The organism is Salicibibacter cibi, from assembly GCF_016495865.1.
GTDB classification, from domain to species: domain Bacteria; phylum Bacillota; class Bacilli; order Bacillales; family Marinococcaceae; genus Salicibibacter; species Salicibibacter cibi.
Map to the genome: position 1 here is coordinate 62,122 of NZ_CP054706.1, position 14,881 is coordinate 77,002.

The 14,881-nt window shown below is 49.0% G+C and carries 11 protein-coding genes, 3 rRNA genes, 1 pseudogene and 1 other annotated feature (1 of these 16 cut by a window edge); of the genes and pseudogenes, 13 read left to right on the forward strand and 2 right to left on the reverse strand.

Annotated features, from left to right (window positions below; all coding sequences use genetic code 11):
- Window positions 1–23 precede the first annotated feature (23 nt).
- From HUG20_RS00245 to rrf, 3 genes are all read left to right on the forward strand, one after another.
- Window positions 24–1,583, forward strand: a 16S ribosomal RNA gene (locus HUG20_RS00245).
- A gap of 187 nt (window positions 1,584–1,770) precedes the next feature.
- A 23S ribosomal RNA gene (locus HUG20_RS00250) occupies window positions 1,771–4,692 on the forward strand.
- A 68-nt stretch (window positions 4,693–4,760) separates the two neighbouring features.
- Window positions 4,761–4,877: ribosomal RNA gene (rrf, locus tag HUG20_RS00255) — 5S ribosomal RNA — on the forward strand.
- The 16S, 23S and 5S rRNA genes sit together here, the layout of an rRNA operon.
- A 277-nt stretch (window positions 4,878–5,154) precedes the next feature.
- Here rrf and HUG20_RS00260 read toward each other — a convergent pair.
- A complete protein-coding gene (locus HUG20_RS00260) occupies window positions 5,155–5,511 on the reverse strand; it encodes an MmcQ/YjbR family DNA-binding protein (protein ID WP_200086704.1) in 357 nt (118 codons plus the stop codon).
- Between the two features lie 570 nt (window positions 5,512–6,081).
- On the opposite strand from HUG20_RS00260, the gene HUG20_RS00265 reads away from it, so the two are divergent.
- The 10 genes and pseudogenes from HUG20_RS00265 to rsmI all read left to right on the forward strand — a co-directional run bounded on the left by HUG20_RS00265 (window position 6,082) and on the right by rsmI (window position 14,263).
- On the forward strand, window positions 6,082–6,282 hold the full coding sequence (locus tag HUG20_RS00265) for a sigma factor G inhibitor Gin (RefSeq protein WP_200086706.1): 201 nt from the start codon (window positions 6,082–6,084) through the stop codon (window positions 6,280–6,282).
- A 40-nt stretch (window positions 6,283–6,322) separates the two neighbouring features.
- Window positions 6,323–7,729, forward strand: coding sequence for an aminotransferase class I/II-fold pyridoxal phosphate-dependent enzyme (locus tag HUG20_RS19290; protein WP_281392477.1), 1,407 nt, complete (start codon window positions 6,323–6,325; stop codon window positions 7,727–7,729).
- 1 nt (window position 7,730) lies between these two features.
- Window positions 7,731–8,357 (forward strand): dTMP kinase, encoded by a 627-nt coding sequence (tmk, locus tag HUG20_RS00275; protein ID WP_200086707.1) that lies wholly within the window; start codon window positions 7,731–7,733, stop codon window positions 8,355–8,357.
- Window positions 8,358–8,449: 92 nt separating this feature from the next.
- Window positions 8,450–9,536: pseudogene (locus tag HUG20_RS00280) on the forward strand (RNA-guided endonuclease TnpB family protein).
- Between the two features lie 250 nt (window positions 9,537–9,786).
- The gene (locus HUG20_RS00285; protein WP_200086711.1) at window positions 9,787–10,116 is read left to right on the forward strand and encodes a cyclic-di-AMP receptor; all 330 of its coding nucleotides are present in this window, start codon (window positions 9,787–9,789) and stop codon (window positions 10,114–10,116) included.
- Between the two features lie 18 nt (window positions 10,117–10,134).
- Complete coding sequence (locus HUG20_RS00290; RefSeq protein ID WP_200086713.1) at window positions 10,135–11,124, forward strand: DNA polymerase III subunit delta' C-terminal domain-containing protein; 990 nt, start codon at window positions 10,135–10,137, stop codon at window positions 11,122–11,124.
- Between the two features lie 2 nt (window positions 11,125–11,126).
- Window positions 11,127–11,942: a PSP1 domain-containing protein gene (locus HUG20_RS00295; RefSeq protein ID WP_200086715.1), complete on the forward strand. Its 816-nt coding sequence runs from the start codon at window positions 11,127–11,129 to the stop codon at window positions 11,940–11,942.
- 40 nt (window positions 11,943–11,982) lie between these two features.
- Entirely contained in the window at window positions 11,983–12,327 is a 345-nt protein-coding gene (yabA, locus tag HUG20_RS00300; protein WP_200090321.1) for a DNA replication initiation control protein YabA, read from the forward strand.
- A 54-nt stretch (window positions 12,328–12,381) separates the two neighbouring features.
- Window positions 12,382–13,461, forward strand: coding sequence for a GIY-YIG nuclease family protein (locus HUG20_RS00305; RefSeq protein ID WP_200086717.1), 1,080 nt, complete (start codon window positions 12,382–12,384; stop codon window positions 13,459–13,461).
- The gene (gene rsmI / locus HUG20_RS00310) at window positions 13,391–14,263 is read left to right on the forward strand and encodes a 16S rRNA (cytidine(1402)-2'-O)-methyltransferase (protein WP_200086719.1); all 873 of its coding nucleotides are present in this window, start codon (window positions 13,391–13,393) and stop codon (window positions 14,261–14,263) included. Before HUG20_RS00305 ends, rsmI begins: the two co-directional genes overlap by 71 nt.
- A 40-nt stretch (window positions 14,264–14,303) precedes the next feature.
- On the opposite strand, the gene HUG20_RS00315 is transcribed toward rsmI, so the two are convergent.
- Complete coding sequence (locus HUG20_RS00315) at window positions 14,304–14,600, reverse strand: AbrB/MazE/SpoVT family DNA-binding domain-containing protein (protein ID WP_200086721.1); 297 nt, start codon at window positions 14,598–14,600, stop codon at window positions 14,304–14,306.
- A 266-nt stretch (window positions 14,601–14,866) separates the two neighbouring features.
- Window positions 14,867–14,881, forward strand: a binding site (T-box leader) (it continues 234 nt past the right edge of the window).

Genomic DNA, 14,881 nt, shown 5'->3' on the forward strand with positions numbered 1-14,881 from the left:
CCCGTGTGGGAAGCGGAACTACTTTTATGGAGAGTTTGATCCTGGCTCAGGACGAACGCTGGCGGCGTGCCTAATACATGCAAGTCGAACGGGCCCCCGAAGGTGCTTGCACCTTCGGGAGGCCAGTGGCGGACGGGTGAGTACCACGTGGGCAACCTGCCGTTGAGCTGGGGATAACACCGGGAAACCGGTGCTAATACCGAATAAGTCCTTTTTCGCACCTGCGAAGGAGGAGAAAGGCGGTCTTTAGGAAGGCCGTCGCTCAACGAGGGGCCCGCGGCGCATTAGCTAGTTGGTGGGATAAGGGCTTACCAAGGCGACGATGCGTAGCCGACCTGAGAGGGTGATCGGCCACACTGGGACTGAGACACGGCCCAGACTCCTGCGGGAGGCAGCAGTAGGGAATCATCCGCAATGGGCGCAAGCCTGACGGTGCAACGCCGCGTGAGTGAGGAAGGTTTTCGGATCGTAAAGCTCTGTTGTGAGGGAAGAACAGCTTTTGGAGGAAATGCCGAGAGTATGCCGGTACCTCACCAGAAAGCCACGGCTAACTACGTGCCAGCAGCCGCGGTAATACGTAGGTGGCAAGCGTTGTCCGGAATTATTGGGCGTAAAGGGCACGCAGGCGGTGAGGCAAGTCTGATGTGAAAGGCCGGCGCTTAACGCCGGAATGGCATTGGAAACTGCCTGACTTGAGGACAGAAGAGGAGAGTGGAATTCCACGTGTAGCGGTGAAATGCGTAGAGATGTGGAGGAACACCAGTGGCGAAGGCGACTCTCTGGTCTGTACCTGACGCTGAGGTGCGAAAGCGTGGGGAGCGAACAGGATTAGATACCCTGGTAGTCCACGCCGTAAACGATGAGTGCTAGGTGTTAGGGGTTTCGATACCCGTAGTGCCGAAGCAAACGCAATAAGCACTCCGCCTGGGGAGTACGACCGCAAGGTTGAAACTCAAAGGAATTGACGGGGGCCCGCACAAGCGGTGGAGCATGTGGTTTAATTCGAAGCAACGCGAAGGACCTTACCAGGCCTTGACATCCTCTGATCGCCTTGGAGACAAGGTTTCCCTTTTGGGCAGAGAGACAGGTGGTGCATGGTTGTCGTCAGCTCGTGTCGTGAGATGTTGGGTTAAGTCCCGTAACGAGCGCAACCCTTGAATGTCGTTGCCAGCATTAAGTTGGGCACTCGACATTGACTGCCGGTGACAAACCGGAGGAAGGCGGGGATGACGTCAAATCATCATGCCCCTTATGGCCTGGGCGACACACGTGCTACAATGGACGGTACAACGGGCAGCGAAGCCGCGAGGTGGAGCGAATCCCCGGAAAAGCCGTTCTCAGTTCGGATTGCAGGCTGCAACCCGCCTGCATGAAGCTGGAATCGCTAGTAATCGCGGATCAGCATGCCGCGGTGAATACGTTCCCGGGCCTTGTACACACCGCCCGTCACACCACGAGAGCCGGCAACACCCGAAGTCGGTGAGCGAACCTTAGGGACGCAGCCGCCGAAGGTGGGGCTGGTGATTGGGGTGAAGTCGTAACAAGGTATCCCTACCGGAAGGTGGGGATGGATCACCTCCTTTCTAAGGAGCTATACCGGTCCCTCGGTGAAGGGACCGGAGGCAAACGCTTGGGCTTTCATTCAGTTTTGAGCGGGCAACTGCTCAAGAGACGTTCTTTGAAAACTGAATAACGCGATAAAGCTTGAATGGACACACACCGGGTGTCGAAAAGAAACGAGCGTTTTTTGGAAAGGCCCATGCCTCAAGTGGTTAAACGAGGAAGGGCACACGGTGGATGCCTTGGCACTAGGCGCCGATGAAGGACGGGACGAACACCGATATGCTTCGGGGAGCTGTAAGTATGCGTGGATCCGAAGATGTCCGAATGGGGGAACCCCTTCTCCGTCATGGGAGAAGATCATCTGCCGAAACCATAAGCAGATGAAGGCAAACCCGGCGAACTGAAACATCTTAGTAACCGGAGGAAGAGAAAGCAAATGCGATTTCCTGAGTAGCGGCGAGCGAAACGGAAGCGAGCCCAAACCGGGCGGCAAGTCCGCCCGGGGTTGAAGGACACGCCATACGGAGTGACAAAGGGGCGATGTAGCGGAAGCGACTTGGAACGGTCCGCCACAGAAGGTAAGCGCCCTGTACGCGAAACATCGCCCTCTCCGGCGTGGATCCTGAGTACGGCGGGACACGAGCAACCCCGTCGGAAGCAGGGAGGCCCATCTCCCAAGGCTAAATACGACCTAGTGACCGATAGTGAACCAGTACCGTGAGGGAAAGGTGAAAAGCACCCCGGGAGGGGAGTGAAAGAGAACCTGAAACCGTGTGCCTACAGGTGGTCAAAGCCCATTCATGGGTGATGGCGTGCCTTTTGTAGAATGAACCGGCGAGTGACGATGACGTGCGAGGTTAAGTTGAAGAGACGGAGCCGCAGCGAAAGCGAGTCTGAAACGGGCGCATGAGTATGTCGACGTCGACCCGAAACCGTGTGATCTACCCATGTCCAGGGTGAAGGTCGGGTAACACCGACTGGAGGCCCGAACCCACGTCAGTTGAAAATGACGGGGATGAGGGGTGGGTAGGGGTGAAATGCCAATCGAACACGGAGATAGCTGGTTCTCCCCGAAATAGCTTTAGGGCTAGCCTCGGAGGGAAGAGTCCTGGAGGTAGAGCACGGATTGGATGAGGGGTCCCCACAGGATTACCGAGTTCAGTCAAACTCCGAATGCCAGCGACTTGTTCTCCGGGAGTCAGACGGCGAGTGCTAAGATCCGTCGTCAAGAGGGAAACAACCCGGACCACCGGCTAAGGTCCCCAAGTATGGGTTAAGTGGGAAAGGATGTGGCGTTGCTTAGACAACCAGGATGTTGGCTTAGAAGCAGCCATCATTGAAAGAGTGCGTAATAGCTCACTGGTCGAGTGACGCTGCGCCGAAAATGTAACGGGGCTAAACCCATCACCGAAGCCGTGGCAACTCGAAGAGTTGGGTAGGGGAGCGTTCTGTGTGCCGGGAAGGTTGACCGTGAGGACAGCTGGAGCGCACAGAAGTGAGAATGCCGGTATGAGTAGCGAAAAGAAGGGTGAGAATCCCTTCCGTCGAAAACCTAAGGTTTCCTGAGGAAGGTTCGTCCGCTCAGGGTTAGTCGGGGCCTAAGCCGAGGCCGAAAGGCGTAGGCGATGGATAACTGGTGGAAATTCCAGTACCACCGAAGGCTGTTTGACCGAAGGGGGGACGCAGAAAGGAAGGGCGAGCGCGCCGATGGATAGGCGCGTCGAAGCGACCGAGGCTGTTGGGCAGGCAAATCCGCCCAACGCAAAGGCTGAGGCGTGACCGCGAGGGAAATGAAGTACCGAAGTCCCCGCACCTCCGCTGCCGAGAAAAGCCTCTAGGAAGGCCGACGGTGCCCGTACCGCAAACCGACACAGGTAGGTGGGATGAGAATTCTAAGACGCGCGGGAGAACTCTCGTTAAGGAACTCGGCAAAATGACCCCGTAACTTCGGGAGAAGGGGTGCTCTTGCGGGTGCAAGCCTGCGGGAGCCGCAGTGACAAGGCCCAAGCGACTGTTTACCAAAAACACAGGTCTCTGCGAAGTCGAAAGACGAAGTATAGGGGCTGACACCTGCCCGGTGCTGGAAGGTTAAGAGGACGCGTTAGCCCTAGCGGGCGAAGCGCGGAATTGAAGCCCCAGTAAACGGCGGCCGTAACTATAACGGTCCTAAGGTAGCGAAATTCCTTGTCGGGTAAGTTCCGACCCGCACGAAAGGTGCAACGACTTGGGCACTGTCTCAACGAGAGACCCGGTGAAATTATATGACCTGTGAAGATGCAGGTCCCCCGCGACTGGACGGAAAGACCCCATGGAGCTTTACTGTAGCTTGATATTGGGTTTTGATATGGCTTGTACAGGATAGGCAGGAGCCAGGGAAACCGGAGCGCTAGCTTCGGTGGAGGCGCCGGTGGGATACTGCCCTTGCGATATGAAAATCCTAACCTCGAACCGTGAGCCGGTTCAGGGACAGTGTCTGGTGGGCAGTTTGACTGGGGCGGTCGCCTCCTAAATGGTAACGGAGGCGCCCCAAGGTTCCCTCAGAATGGTTGGAAATCATTCGAAGTGTGCAAAGGCAGAAGGGAGCTTGACTGCGAGACGTACTGGTCGAGCAGGGACGAAAGTCGGGCTTAGTGATCCGGCGGCACCGCATGGAAGGGCCGTCGCTCAACGGATAAAAGCTACCCTGGGGATAACAGGCTAATCTCCCCCAAGAGTCCACATCGACGGGGAGGTTTGGCACCTCGATGTCGGCTCATCGCATCCTGGGGCTGAAGTCGGTCCCAAGGGTTGGGCTGTTCGCCCATTAAAGCGGTACGCGAGCTGGGTTCAGAACGTCGTGAGACAGTTCGGTCCCTATCCGTCGCGGGCGCAGGAAATTTGAGAGGAGCTGTCCTTAGTACGAGAGGACCGGGATGGACACACCGCTGGTGTACCAGTTGTTCCGCCAGGAGCATCGCTGGGTAGCTACGTGTGGATCGGATAAGTGCTGAAAGCATCTAAGCACGAAGCCGACCTCAAGATGAGATTTCCCGTGAGACCCCTTAAAGACGATAAGGTAGATAGGTCTGAGGTGGACGCGTGGCGACACGTGAAGCTGACAGATACTAATCGGTCCAATGGTTTATCCACGAATGGGTCATGCACATCCGGCATTCATGCATAAGCGTTATTCAGTTTTGGGAGAATGTCTCCCACGGTCAGGTGGCGATAGCGAAGAGGCCCCACCCGTTCCCATGCCGAACACGGAAGTTAAGCTCTTCAGCGCCGATGGTAATCGGGCGGTAACGCCCCGTGAGCGTAGGACGTCGCCTGGCATTGGATGGAAAAACACCTGTCGATTCCTCATTCAGGAATTGGCAGGTGTTTTTTATTTTGAGATAAGGTTTGATCAAAGTAGGCGCGCAAAAATTTCGTTTCGAAGAAAAGGCTCTTCAACACTTAGGATATGGACTAGCCAGCGGAGGAAAAGCACAGCGGGAAGACCCCGCCAGAAAAAAGCGATTTTCTTTTAATGTTGTGTAAAAGTTTGCTCATTTTCTGCCGGGATCTGCCGCAATCGCGCTTCGATCATGTGAAATATGAAAATTTTATTCACTTGGTTAAATTAAAGCTTTGCTCAATTAAGTTATAAATTTCTCCTTCTGGATCGGCACGATCTAGAACAAACGAAATCCAATGTTCCTTGTCCATATGATATCCAGGCAAAATATCTTGTCCATCCCTTAAAGCACCGATTAATTCAGGAGGACATTTTAGATTTAGAATATCGATTTCTTCTTTTCCATCTAATCTTAATTTCTCTGGGCGGACATTCATTACAAGACCATACCATTTTCGGTTGGATGTATGTCTCAAAACAGCATAGTTTGGAAATTTCTTAAACGGGTAATCAGGCGATGTGCCATAGATTTCTTTGACGTGCTTAAAAATGTCTTCTCTAGTTAGCATGCTGGACAATTCCTCCAATTATTGTGAAACTTGCCATTATACATTTGCTTAGGGGTTGAGGATACACGATCTCCCAAGCGAGTTGCATAATAGTTCTCATTCAATCCAGATTCAAAATTTTTGTCCTTATTATATTGCCATTTCATAATGACATATACAAGCATGGAACCAATTGGAAATAGAACTAATAACATTAATTGTTCGAGTTCGAACTCTTCTAAAGTAATAATAAACCGAAGGGAAAGTCCAATAAATACTGCGATAAATAGGGAAGAGCTTCCAATTTACACTTACATCAGGCACAGTTTATAGCGCTGGCGGCAATCGCACCGATCGTGTGGCTATAGCTTATGATCATTATTTTTCGCATAAGTACAACTGCGAAGCAAAGTCGCTGTTGGATATGTACTCGGGTCAGTTTTTTATTGTATTTTTTTAAGTCAGGCACGATTTGGGCATTTTCCCCATATGATAATTTGACACTTCATTTTATTCGGCCTCTATATTGAATAGTATCTATCAAAATAGGAAACACTAAGAAGAAAATGATCATGTGTAGGGGGAAACGGAATGTATAATCAAGTAGTAAGAATGGAGAGTTGCGGGATATGCAATGAGGAAAGCGAAAAAGGATTCTTTTTACTGTCCATTTGGATCTGTCTCTCATGCGAGCGAAAAATGGTAGAATTGGAAGTTGAGGACCCGAGCTATGCTTGGTATATTGACCGGTTACGCGGAAGCAAAATCAATAATCGCATGCTGTCTCATTAAATCCTTGTTATAATGAAAGAAAAAAGAAATGGAGAAAAATATGAACGGGAATTGCCCGCTTTTTGAGCGGCTGTACGCCCATGCTCAATGTGCTCCTATCTCGATGCATGTGCCCGGGCACAAGAACGGAAACTTAATGCCGGCGCCGTATGCTGCTTTTTTTGAGCAGCTGATGCGCTTCGACCAAACGGAATTGCCTGGGCTTGACGATTTGCATGCATCGTCCGGGGCAATATTGGAAGCAGAGCAGTTGGCAGCGAGCCAATATGGTTGTGCACGCACTTTGTTTCTCGTCGGAGGTTCAACGGTCGGTAATCTAGCGATGATTCTTTCTTTTTATCAAAAAGGGGAAAAAGTGTTGGTGCAACGGGATGTTCATCATTCGGTGATTCATGGTCTGGAATTGGCAGGCGTAGAGGCGGTTTTTATTGCTCCGGATGTTGACGCCGAATCGGGGTTGACTACAGGGGTTTCTGAAGCAACGGTTGCTTATGGATTTGCGTGTTATCCGGAGGCGAACGGGTTGGTGTTGTCTTCCCCGAGTTATTACGGTTATGTAGGGGAATTGGAAGGGGCCATTGACGTTGCTAAAAGATATGATGCGGATGTGCTCGTGGATGAAGCGCATGGGGCACATCTTCATATCGATCCGCATTTCCCCGCTTCGGCATTGAAAGCGGGGGCCGATGCGGTTGTGCAATCGGCGCACAAAACGTTGCCTGCTCTTACGATGGGCGCTTTTTTGCATTTGCGTTCCGCGGCTGATGAAGCACGTTGCCGTTATTGGTTGCAACGATTGCAAACGAGTAGCCCTTCTTATCCGATTCTTGCTTCTCTTGATGTGGCACGCGCCTATAACGAATCCTTGATCGGAGAAAACATTGCCGGGAAATTGCATGCTTTTCATCAAAAATTGGAGGAATTATGTCCGGGGATCCGTGTGAAAAACAACGATCCTTTAAAACTGATTTTACGGGTGCCAGACGGATGGAACGGGTGGGAATGGGAGAAACATTTACATACGGAACGTATTTATGCTGAATTAAGCGATAGGAACCACGTCTTGCTCGTTCTTCCTTTGGATCATCCTGAAAACTGGGAACGGGCGCTCCTTCCTAAACTGGTTTCTTTTTACAAAGGGAAAAAAATCAGTCGGGCATACGCGCTTGCATACCCGCCGTATCCAAAGGTTGCGGTGCATTCTTTCGCGGACTGGCGGGGAGAGCAAGAATCGTCGGAGTCCATACCCACCCAAGAAGCGGAAGGAAGAATAATAGCTGAGGATGTTGTTCCCTATCCGCCCGGAATTCCGCTTTGGATGGCGGGAGAGATGATTGATCGGCCCCGTTTACAGTTTCTTCAACATTGGTTGTCATCCGGGGGACACGTGCAGGCAATGCCTCATATACATGATGGGTTTTTGCTCGTTAGAAAAGAGGTCAATTAATATGGGTAGTGGGACGTTTATCACTTTTGAAGGCGGGGAAGGTTCAGGGAAAACAACGGTTATTCCGCGAATCGCTGCCCGGCTGGAGGCGGATGGGTTTGAAACACTCGTGACCAGGGAGCCGGGGGGCGTACCGAGTGCCGAGAAAATACGTACCTTGTTGTTGAGTGATGAGGAAGAGGAGCTCGACCATTACACGGAAGTGCTGTTGTTTGCGGCTGCTCGTCGCCAACATTTGGTGGAAAAAATTATTCCTGCGTTAGCAGGCGGAAAAATCGTTCTCTGTGATCGGTATCTTGATAGCAGCTTAGTTTATCAAGGATATGCGAGCGGTGTCGGGATAGAACAAGTACGGGAAATTAACTTATTCGCGGTTCAAAACTGGTTGCCGGATCGTACGTTTTTCTTAGATATTCCAATTGATGTTGGTTTAGCGCGAATTGCGAAAAATGCTCGCGAAGAGAACCGACTGGACCAAAAGGGGCGAGCGTTTCATGAACAGGTGCGCCACGGGTATCATTTCCTTGCCGAAGAGGCAGCGGAGCGGTTTCGGATGATTAACGCAGCTGCGAGTAGCGCTCATGTCGAAGAGGAAATTTATGCGTCGATTCGGGAGATGTTGTATTAGCCCGAATCGAACTAAAGTATTCCTACCCCCTAGAGGTGAAATCGTTACTTTTCAGCCCCAAAAAGCGTATACTAAGGGTAGGAGGTGAATGAATGGAAACAATCACTTTAAAGGTTGAACTGTTGAAGCCGACGAAGGCAAAGGAACAGCTATATGCCTATATGACAGCTTTGAATACGGCATTTTCAAATTTTCTATTAGATTGTGAAGCGCTAAATAAGGCCGCATCTAAAATCTATCATACATTTACTTCTACGGAAAAATTGCCTTCCGCGATCGTGAACCAAATGATTCGAGACGTCAAATCGAAAAAGCGGTATCAAAAAGCTAAAACCTTTCGTCGTTTCTGGTGTGGGTTTAACAATCAAAATTTAAATCTAGAGAAGGAAAATGGTTTATACAAAGCCTCATTTCCAACCATGGAGAAACGTGTAGCCTGTTCCTTTAGTTGTGAAGCCTTATCAACAATATTGGATTGAACGGTTACTCGAGGGGACGACAAAGCAAGGTACAACGACTCTCTACCAGAAGAATAACCGTTGGTATTTTGCGATTTCCATTTCCTGTGAACCCGTTGAAGTGGATTCTGCTGCCGCGAAAGTCATGGGTGTGGATGTGGGTCTGAACAATCTTGCTGTGGCCTCGGTTGGTACGAAATCGCTCTTTTTTAAAGGTGATGAGGTCGCTTATCGTCGGCGAAAATTCGCTTCCTACCGCAAGAAACTTGGACAAAAGCGAAAGCTTCAAGCCATTCGCTCTTCAAAAAGCAGAGAAAGCCGTTGGATGAAGGAAAAAAATCACCAAATCAGCCGTCAATTAGTGGATTTCGCCATCGCGAACGGTGTTCGCTGTGTGCGATTGGAAGATTTGACTGGCATTCAAAAAACGACTCGTTCTAAGAAAGAAGCTGGACGAAACCTCCATAGCTGGTCCCACTATCAGCTTCAACAATTTATTGCATATAAAGCCAAAATGGCAGGCATGGAGGTCGAATACGTTGACCCAAGAAACACTTCAAAGCAGTGTCGGTGCGGATATACACACAAGAAAAACCGTAGCCGTCACGACTTTTTCTGTATGTCTTGTGGCTATACGGCTCATGCCGACCTTAATGCAGCGATTAATATCGCCCATGCGATTAGTGGCATGGCGGAGAAAAGAAATGACCAAACTGCATAGCAACTAGTGTCGTGGTTATAGCGACACTGCCTGCTTCGGTAAAGGTGTATCTACGATGCATCGAACGAAGCGGGATGGGCTGATGGCACAGCCCCAACCTGAAGATGCGTTCAAAACAGAAATGGATTGCGAACGATTGCATACTTCAGTATCCCATTTCTTCAGGTGGGAGTGTCGAACTGGAGTTTTGACTTTGCATATCGTATGATAAAAGAAAATTTGATTCATATCCCAAAGGGAGGTTGTTGCCATGAAATTAATTATTGCTGTTGTTCAAGATAAAGATAGTAATCGTCTATCGACGGCTCTTGTGGAGAATGATTACCGTGCGACGAAATTGGCGTCTACCGGTGGTTTTTTAAGGGCAGGAAACACGACGTTTTTAATCGGTGTCGAGAATGAACAAGTCGCTGATGTGTTGGATATCATTAAAGAGAACTGTGAAAGCCGTGAACAATTGGTCGCCCCTGTCTCCCCGATGGGCGGGAACGCAGATTCTTATGTTCCTTACCCTGTTGAAGTGCAGGTAGGGGGAGCGACTGTATTTGTTGTTGATGTGGAGCAATTTGAACAATTTTAAAATGGAGGGAGCTCGTGCATGGAATGGGATACCTTGCATAAGGAACAGCCGGTCGTTGCGCGTTTGTTGCAACATGCTGTTTGGCGGGAGCGCCTTCCACACGCATATATTTTTGAAGGGGAAGCGCTTGACGAACAATTCCGGGCGGGGGCGCTTCTTTGTCGTGCTTTTTTATGCAGCGGCAAAAATCCCGGGACGAAACCTTGCAATCAATGCAGCGAATGCAAACGTGTACGTGCAGGCAACCATCCGGATGTAACCGTGATCCGACCGGATGGCCTTTCCATAAAAAAAGAGCAAGTGGCGTTATTGCAAAAAGAGTTTGCTTACAAAGGGATGGAGTCTGCAAAAAAAGCATATATCGTTGAAGAAGCCGATAAAATGACAACGAGTGCGGCTAATAGTTTATTGACTTCGTTGGAAGAGCCGAATGGGGAAACATTGGCTATTTTAGTGACGAAAAACTTGCATTTTTTACTGCCGACGATTGTGTCGCGGTCACAAGTGATCTCTTTTATGCCGTTGTCGGAAGAAAAACGGCAGACACTTTTGAAAGAGAAAGGTGAAACAGATGAATTGGCGGCGATTAAAGCGCGAATCGGAGATGAGCCGACGGATTTAGACGTAAAGGAACGGACAAGTTGGATTGTACAGGGGCGTCAGGTAGTGATACAATTAGCGGAAGAGGTATTAAAAAGACCTCCGCAAGCCAAGTTATTGTTGCAGGAGAAATGGCATACGCATTTTAAAGATAGAGAATCAGTGGATGTAGGTCTTGACCTCTTCCTTTTTTGGTATCGGGATGCATTATATACGAAGTGGGGCAGGGAGGATCTAGCTTATCCTGATCAGTTAGAGCGATTGAAAACAGAAGCTTTCAATCGCTCGGAATCCATGTTGGCCGCTAATATGAGAGCGGTGATGGAAGCGAAAAGATATCTGGCGGCCAATGTGAATCCGCAGCTGTTGATGGAGCGGTTGCTGCTTCGCCTCCAGGAGGGAAAATAACGTTGCATCAAGTGATAGGCATTCGCTTTAGAGAGACGGGGAAAATTTATTATTTTTCTCCTGCCGGATTTGATGTGCAAGTGGGTCATTCCGTAGTTGTTGAAACGGCCCGCGGTGTGGAATATGGATACGTCGTGTTGGAAGAGAGAACGGTAGACGATGATGACGTTGTGCTTCCGCTTAAAAAAGTCGTTCGGATCGCAACGCAAGAGGATAAAACCCGTATAGCGGAAAACCTCGAATTTGCAAAAGAGGCTCAAAGCGTTTGTAAAGAGAAGATCACGGAACATAAATTGGATATGAAATTAGTCAGTGCTGAATATACATTTGACCGTAACAAAATCCTGTTTTATTTTACCGCTGATGGTAGGGTTGATTTTCGAGTACTGGTAAAAGATTTAGCGTCGATTTTTCGGACCCGCATTGAGCTTCGGCAGATCGGTGTGCGAGATGAAGCGAAAATATTGGGCGGCATCGGTCCGTGCGGACTCGTTCTTTGTTGCTCGACTTTTCTCGGTGATTTTGAACCTGTTTCCATTAAAATGGCAAAGGATCAGAATTTGTCCCTTAACCCTGCAAAGATCTCCGGTTTGTGTGGACGTTTAATGTGTTGCCTTAAATATGAGAATGATGAATATGAGCAAGCGAAGAAAGAACTTCCCGACATCGGAGAAAAAATACATGTTGAAGAGGGCAGAGGGAAAGTTACCGGCTTAAATATGTTGGAACGCATCGTCCAAGTGGAACTTGCAGACCCTGAACGAACCTTGGAGTTTTCTTTGGAAGAGCTCATCGGGCAAGGCGCTTTAACCGGCTGACGTTCCACGAGAAGGTGGGGGAAACGTGGCAAAGCAGGAAATGTTTTCACAAGTCATTCATATGGAAAAGAAGCTGCTCACAGTTCATGAAGAAATACGTGAACTGAAAGAACAGCTGGCATCTTTGATTGAGGAAAATCAAGGTCTCGTCATTGAAAATCGAATGTTACGGGAACGCTTGGAAAACGTGGGCGGTTTCTCGGATGCGGCGACGGAGGAGACACCGGACAAAAAGACAGATGCAAGTACCGGGCTCCCGGGAGAAGGCTACGATAATCTTGCCCGTCTTTATCAAGAAGGTTTTCATATCTGTAATTTAAACTATGGAGGTTTACGGACGGAAGGAGATTGTCTCTTCTGCCTTTCATTTTTTCAAAATAAATAAGTGTGTAGGTAGCCCGTGCACCTTGGTAGCACGGGCTTTTTTCGAGGTGAGAATATGCGATTGCATCCGAAGGAACGGATCGATTATATTTATAAAAATCGTTTGCGGATTATTCAAAGCATAGATACGTTTCCTTTTTCCAAAGATTCGGTACTGCTTGGGCAGTTTGCTTCGGTTGCAAAAACGAAGGGAAAAATGGTTGATTTATGCTCCGGAAACGGTTCGATCGCCCTTGTGATGGCCATGCGCAGCAATGTGAAAATAACCGGCGTGGAGGTGCAGCCCAGGTTGTGTGATATGGCCCGAAGGAGCGCAAAATTGAATGGGTCTAAGGAGCAATTGGCTTTTATTTGCGGGGATATAAGACGGGCAAGCGAGTGGCTGGGAACGGAAGCATTCGATGTTGTCACGTGTAATCCGCCATATTTTCAGGAAAAAGAAACGAATAAGCAAAAAGCTGTGGCAATCGCTCGGCATGAAGGGGGCGTTTCGTTCGATGACATAGCCCGAATAGCGGCCAGGCTTGTAAAATATAAAGGGAAAGCGGCGTTCGTTTACCGGCCCGATCGTTTAACGGAGTTATTCAGTGCCTGCGAGCGCGTCCAACTTACGCCGAAGCGGCTCCAGTTTGTACATCCGAAAGCAACTAAGGAAGCGAACATGGTTTTAGTTGAAACGATTAAAGGCGGAAATCCCGGAGTGAAAACATTGCCACCGATCGTTGTTTATGACCGGGAGGGAAAGTATACGAGGCAGTTTTTACAAGCTTACGGTGGAAAAGAAGTGGAGAAGGAACAGCGTCTGGCTGCGGGGCCTTGCAATAACGTTTCCGACCATTACGTGTATATGCTTGAGTGCCGGGATGGCTCGTATTATACTGGTTATTCCCGTGAGCCGTATGCACGGCTTGAAAAGCATAATGAAGGTACGGCGGCCAAATATACACGTGGGCGCGGTCCGGTTACGTTGATCCATTTACAGGCGTTTCCGAGTAAAGAAGAAGCGATGCGGGAAGAATGGCGGATTAAACAGTTATCGAAAGCAGAGAAGAAACAATTGATTGATGAAAGGAGGCGGAGCAATTTTGGGGCACGGCATGCTTTATCTCGTTCCGACACCGATTGGAAATCTTGAAGATATTACTTATCGCGCCGTTCGTATTCTCGGTGAAGCGGATTTGATCCTTGCTGAAGATACGCGGCAAACGCGGAAATTGCTTTCTCACTACGGTATCCATACGCCGATGAGAAGCATGCATGAACATAATGAAGAGAAAAGGACGAGCGAATTACTCGCAACCCTTCAGGACGGCGAACAATGTGCGCTCGTCAGTGATGCCGGAACGCCCCTCGTTTCCGACCCGGGTGAACGATTGGTTCGCACGTGCATTTATGCCGGTGTACCGGTCGTTTCTTTGCCGGGGGCAAACGCTGCCGTCACCGCGTTGGTTGCCTCAGGATTCGGTGGCGGTCCTTTTCATTTTCAAGGCTTTCTTCCTCGCAAGAAAAAAGATCGAAAAGAAATGTTCGAGCGGCTTCGTCGTATTCAGGCGCCGATTGTTTTTTATGAATCCCCGTATCGGCTTACTTCGACAATCGAGCAACTTGCTGAAACTTGGGCGAATCGTGAAGCAGTGGTCGCTCGCGAGGTAACGAAGCATTACGAGGAATTTCACCGCGGCCGTTTGGAAGAATTGGCAAGGATCGGGCGTGAAAACGGTTGGAGAGGCGAATGTTGTTTGATTGTAGCGGGAGTCTCCGATAAAGAATTGGAGGAAGATCAAACGTCCCTTTGGTGGACGGGGATGGCAGTTATCCAACATGTGAAAGCTTATGAAGATAACGGATGGGATCGAAAGGCTGCGCTTAAACAGTGTGCTGCCGATCGAAAAATGAGTAAGAACGATGTGTATGCCATTTATCACGGACTGGAATAACAAAGACGGATCGCACCGGACGATCCGTCAACTGAAACAATTAAGATATTGTTGATTTTGAATTTTCCACATACTTCTGAAGCTGTCCGATAATCTGCTCGGCACCTTCAGGGCTTAAGACGATATTCCCATCGGCAAGCGATAGATTATTGTTGGATACTTCTCCTGTCACTTGGCACGTCTGGGACGGCTGGTATTTTTTTAAAATAATTTGGTCTTCACTGACGTAGATTTCCATCGGATCGCGGTTTGCGATTTCCATTGATTTCCGCAACTCCATAGGAATGACGATGCGTCCGAGTTCATCTACTTTTCGAACAATACCGGTAGATTTCATTTTTCAACCTCCTTGAATTTGAATAGGTGCGTGTGAGTGTCTATTTCAACACTTTCTCTCTCTATTACAAATAGAATACTAGGAATGTAAATACAAGTCAATAAAAAACATATCATACCATTTACATATTGGTGTACGATCTGTATTTAGCGATCGTGTCAATGTTGGATAAAGGCAAAATACCCGGTGGCACACGTCATAAGAGTCGCCCGCCTTGACAGATGGCTTCGACTTTTCTATCCTTTTCAGTAAGTATACGAATAACAATATGTCCTGCGAAC

Coding starts and splice junctions, on each gene's coding strand:
- HUG20_RS00260 (WP_200086704.1), bottom strand. CDS start 5,511: ATGCTAACTAGAGAAGACATTTTTAAGCACGTCAAAGAAATCTATGGC.
- HUG20_RS00265 (WP_200086706.1), top strand. CDS start 6,082: ATGTATAATCAAGTAGTAAGAATGGAGAGTTGCGGGATATGCAATGAG.
- HUG20_RS19290 (WP_281392477.1), top strand. CDS start 6,323: ATGAACGGGAATTGCCCGCTTTTTGAGCGGCTGTACGCCCATGCTCAA.
- tmk (WP_200086707.1), top strand. CDS start 7,731: ATGGGTAGTGGGACGTTTATCACTTTTGAAGGCGGGGAAGGTTCAGGG.
- HUG20_RS00285 (WP_200086711.1), top strand. CDS start 9,787: ATGAAATTAATTATTGCTGTTGTTCAAGATAAAGATAGTAATCGTCTA.
- HUG20_RS00290 (WP_200086713.1), top strand. CDS start 10,135: ATGGAATGGGATACCTTGCATAAGGAACAGCCGGTCGTTGCGCGTTTG.
- yabA (WP_200090321.1), top strand. CDS start 11,983: ATGTTTTCACAAGTCATTCATATGGAAAAGAAGCTGCTCACAGTTCAT.
- HUG20_RS00305 (WP_200086717.1), top strand. CDS start 12,382: ATGCGATTGCATCCGAAGGAACGGATCGATTATATTTATAAAAATCGT.
- rsmI (WP_200086719.1), top strand. CDS start 13,391: ATGAAAGGAGGCGGAGCAATTTTGGGGCACGGCATGCTTTATCTCGTT.
- HUG20_RS00315 (WP_200086721.1), bottom strand. CDS start 14,600: ATGAAATCTACCGGTATTGTTCGAAAAGTAGATGAACTCGGACGCATC.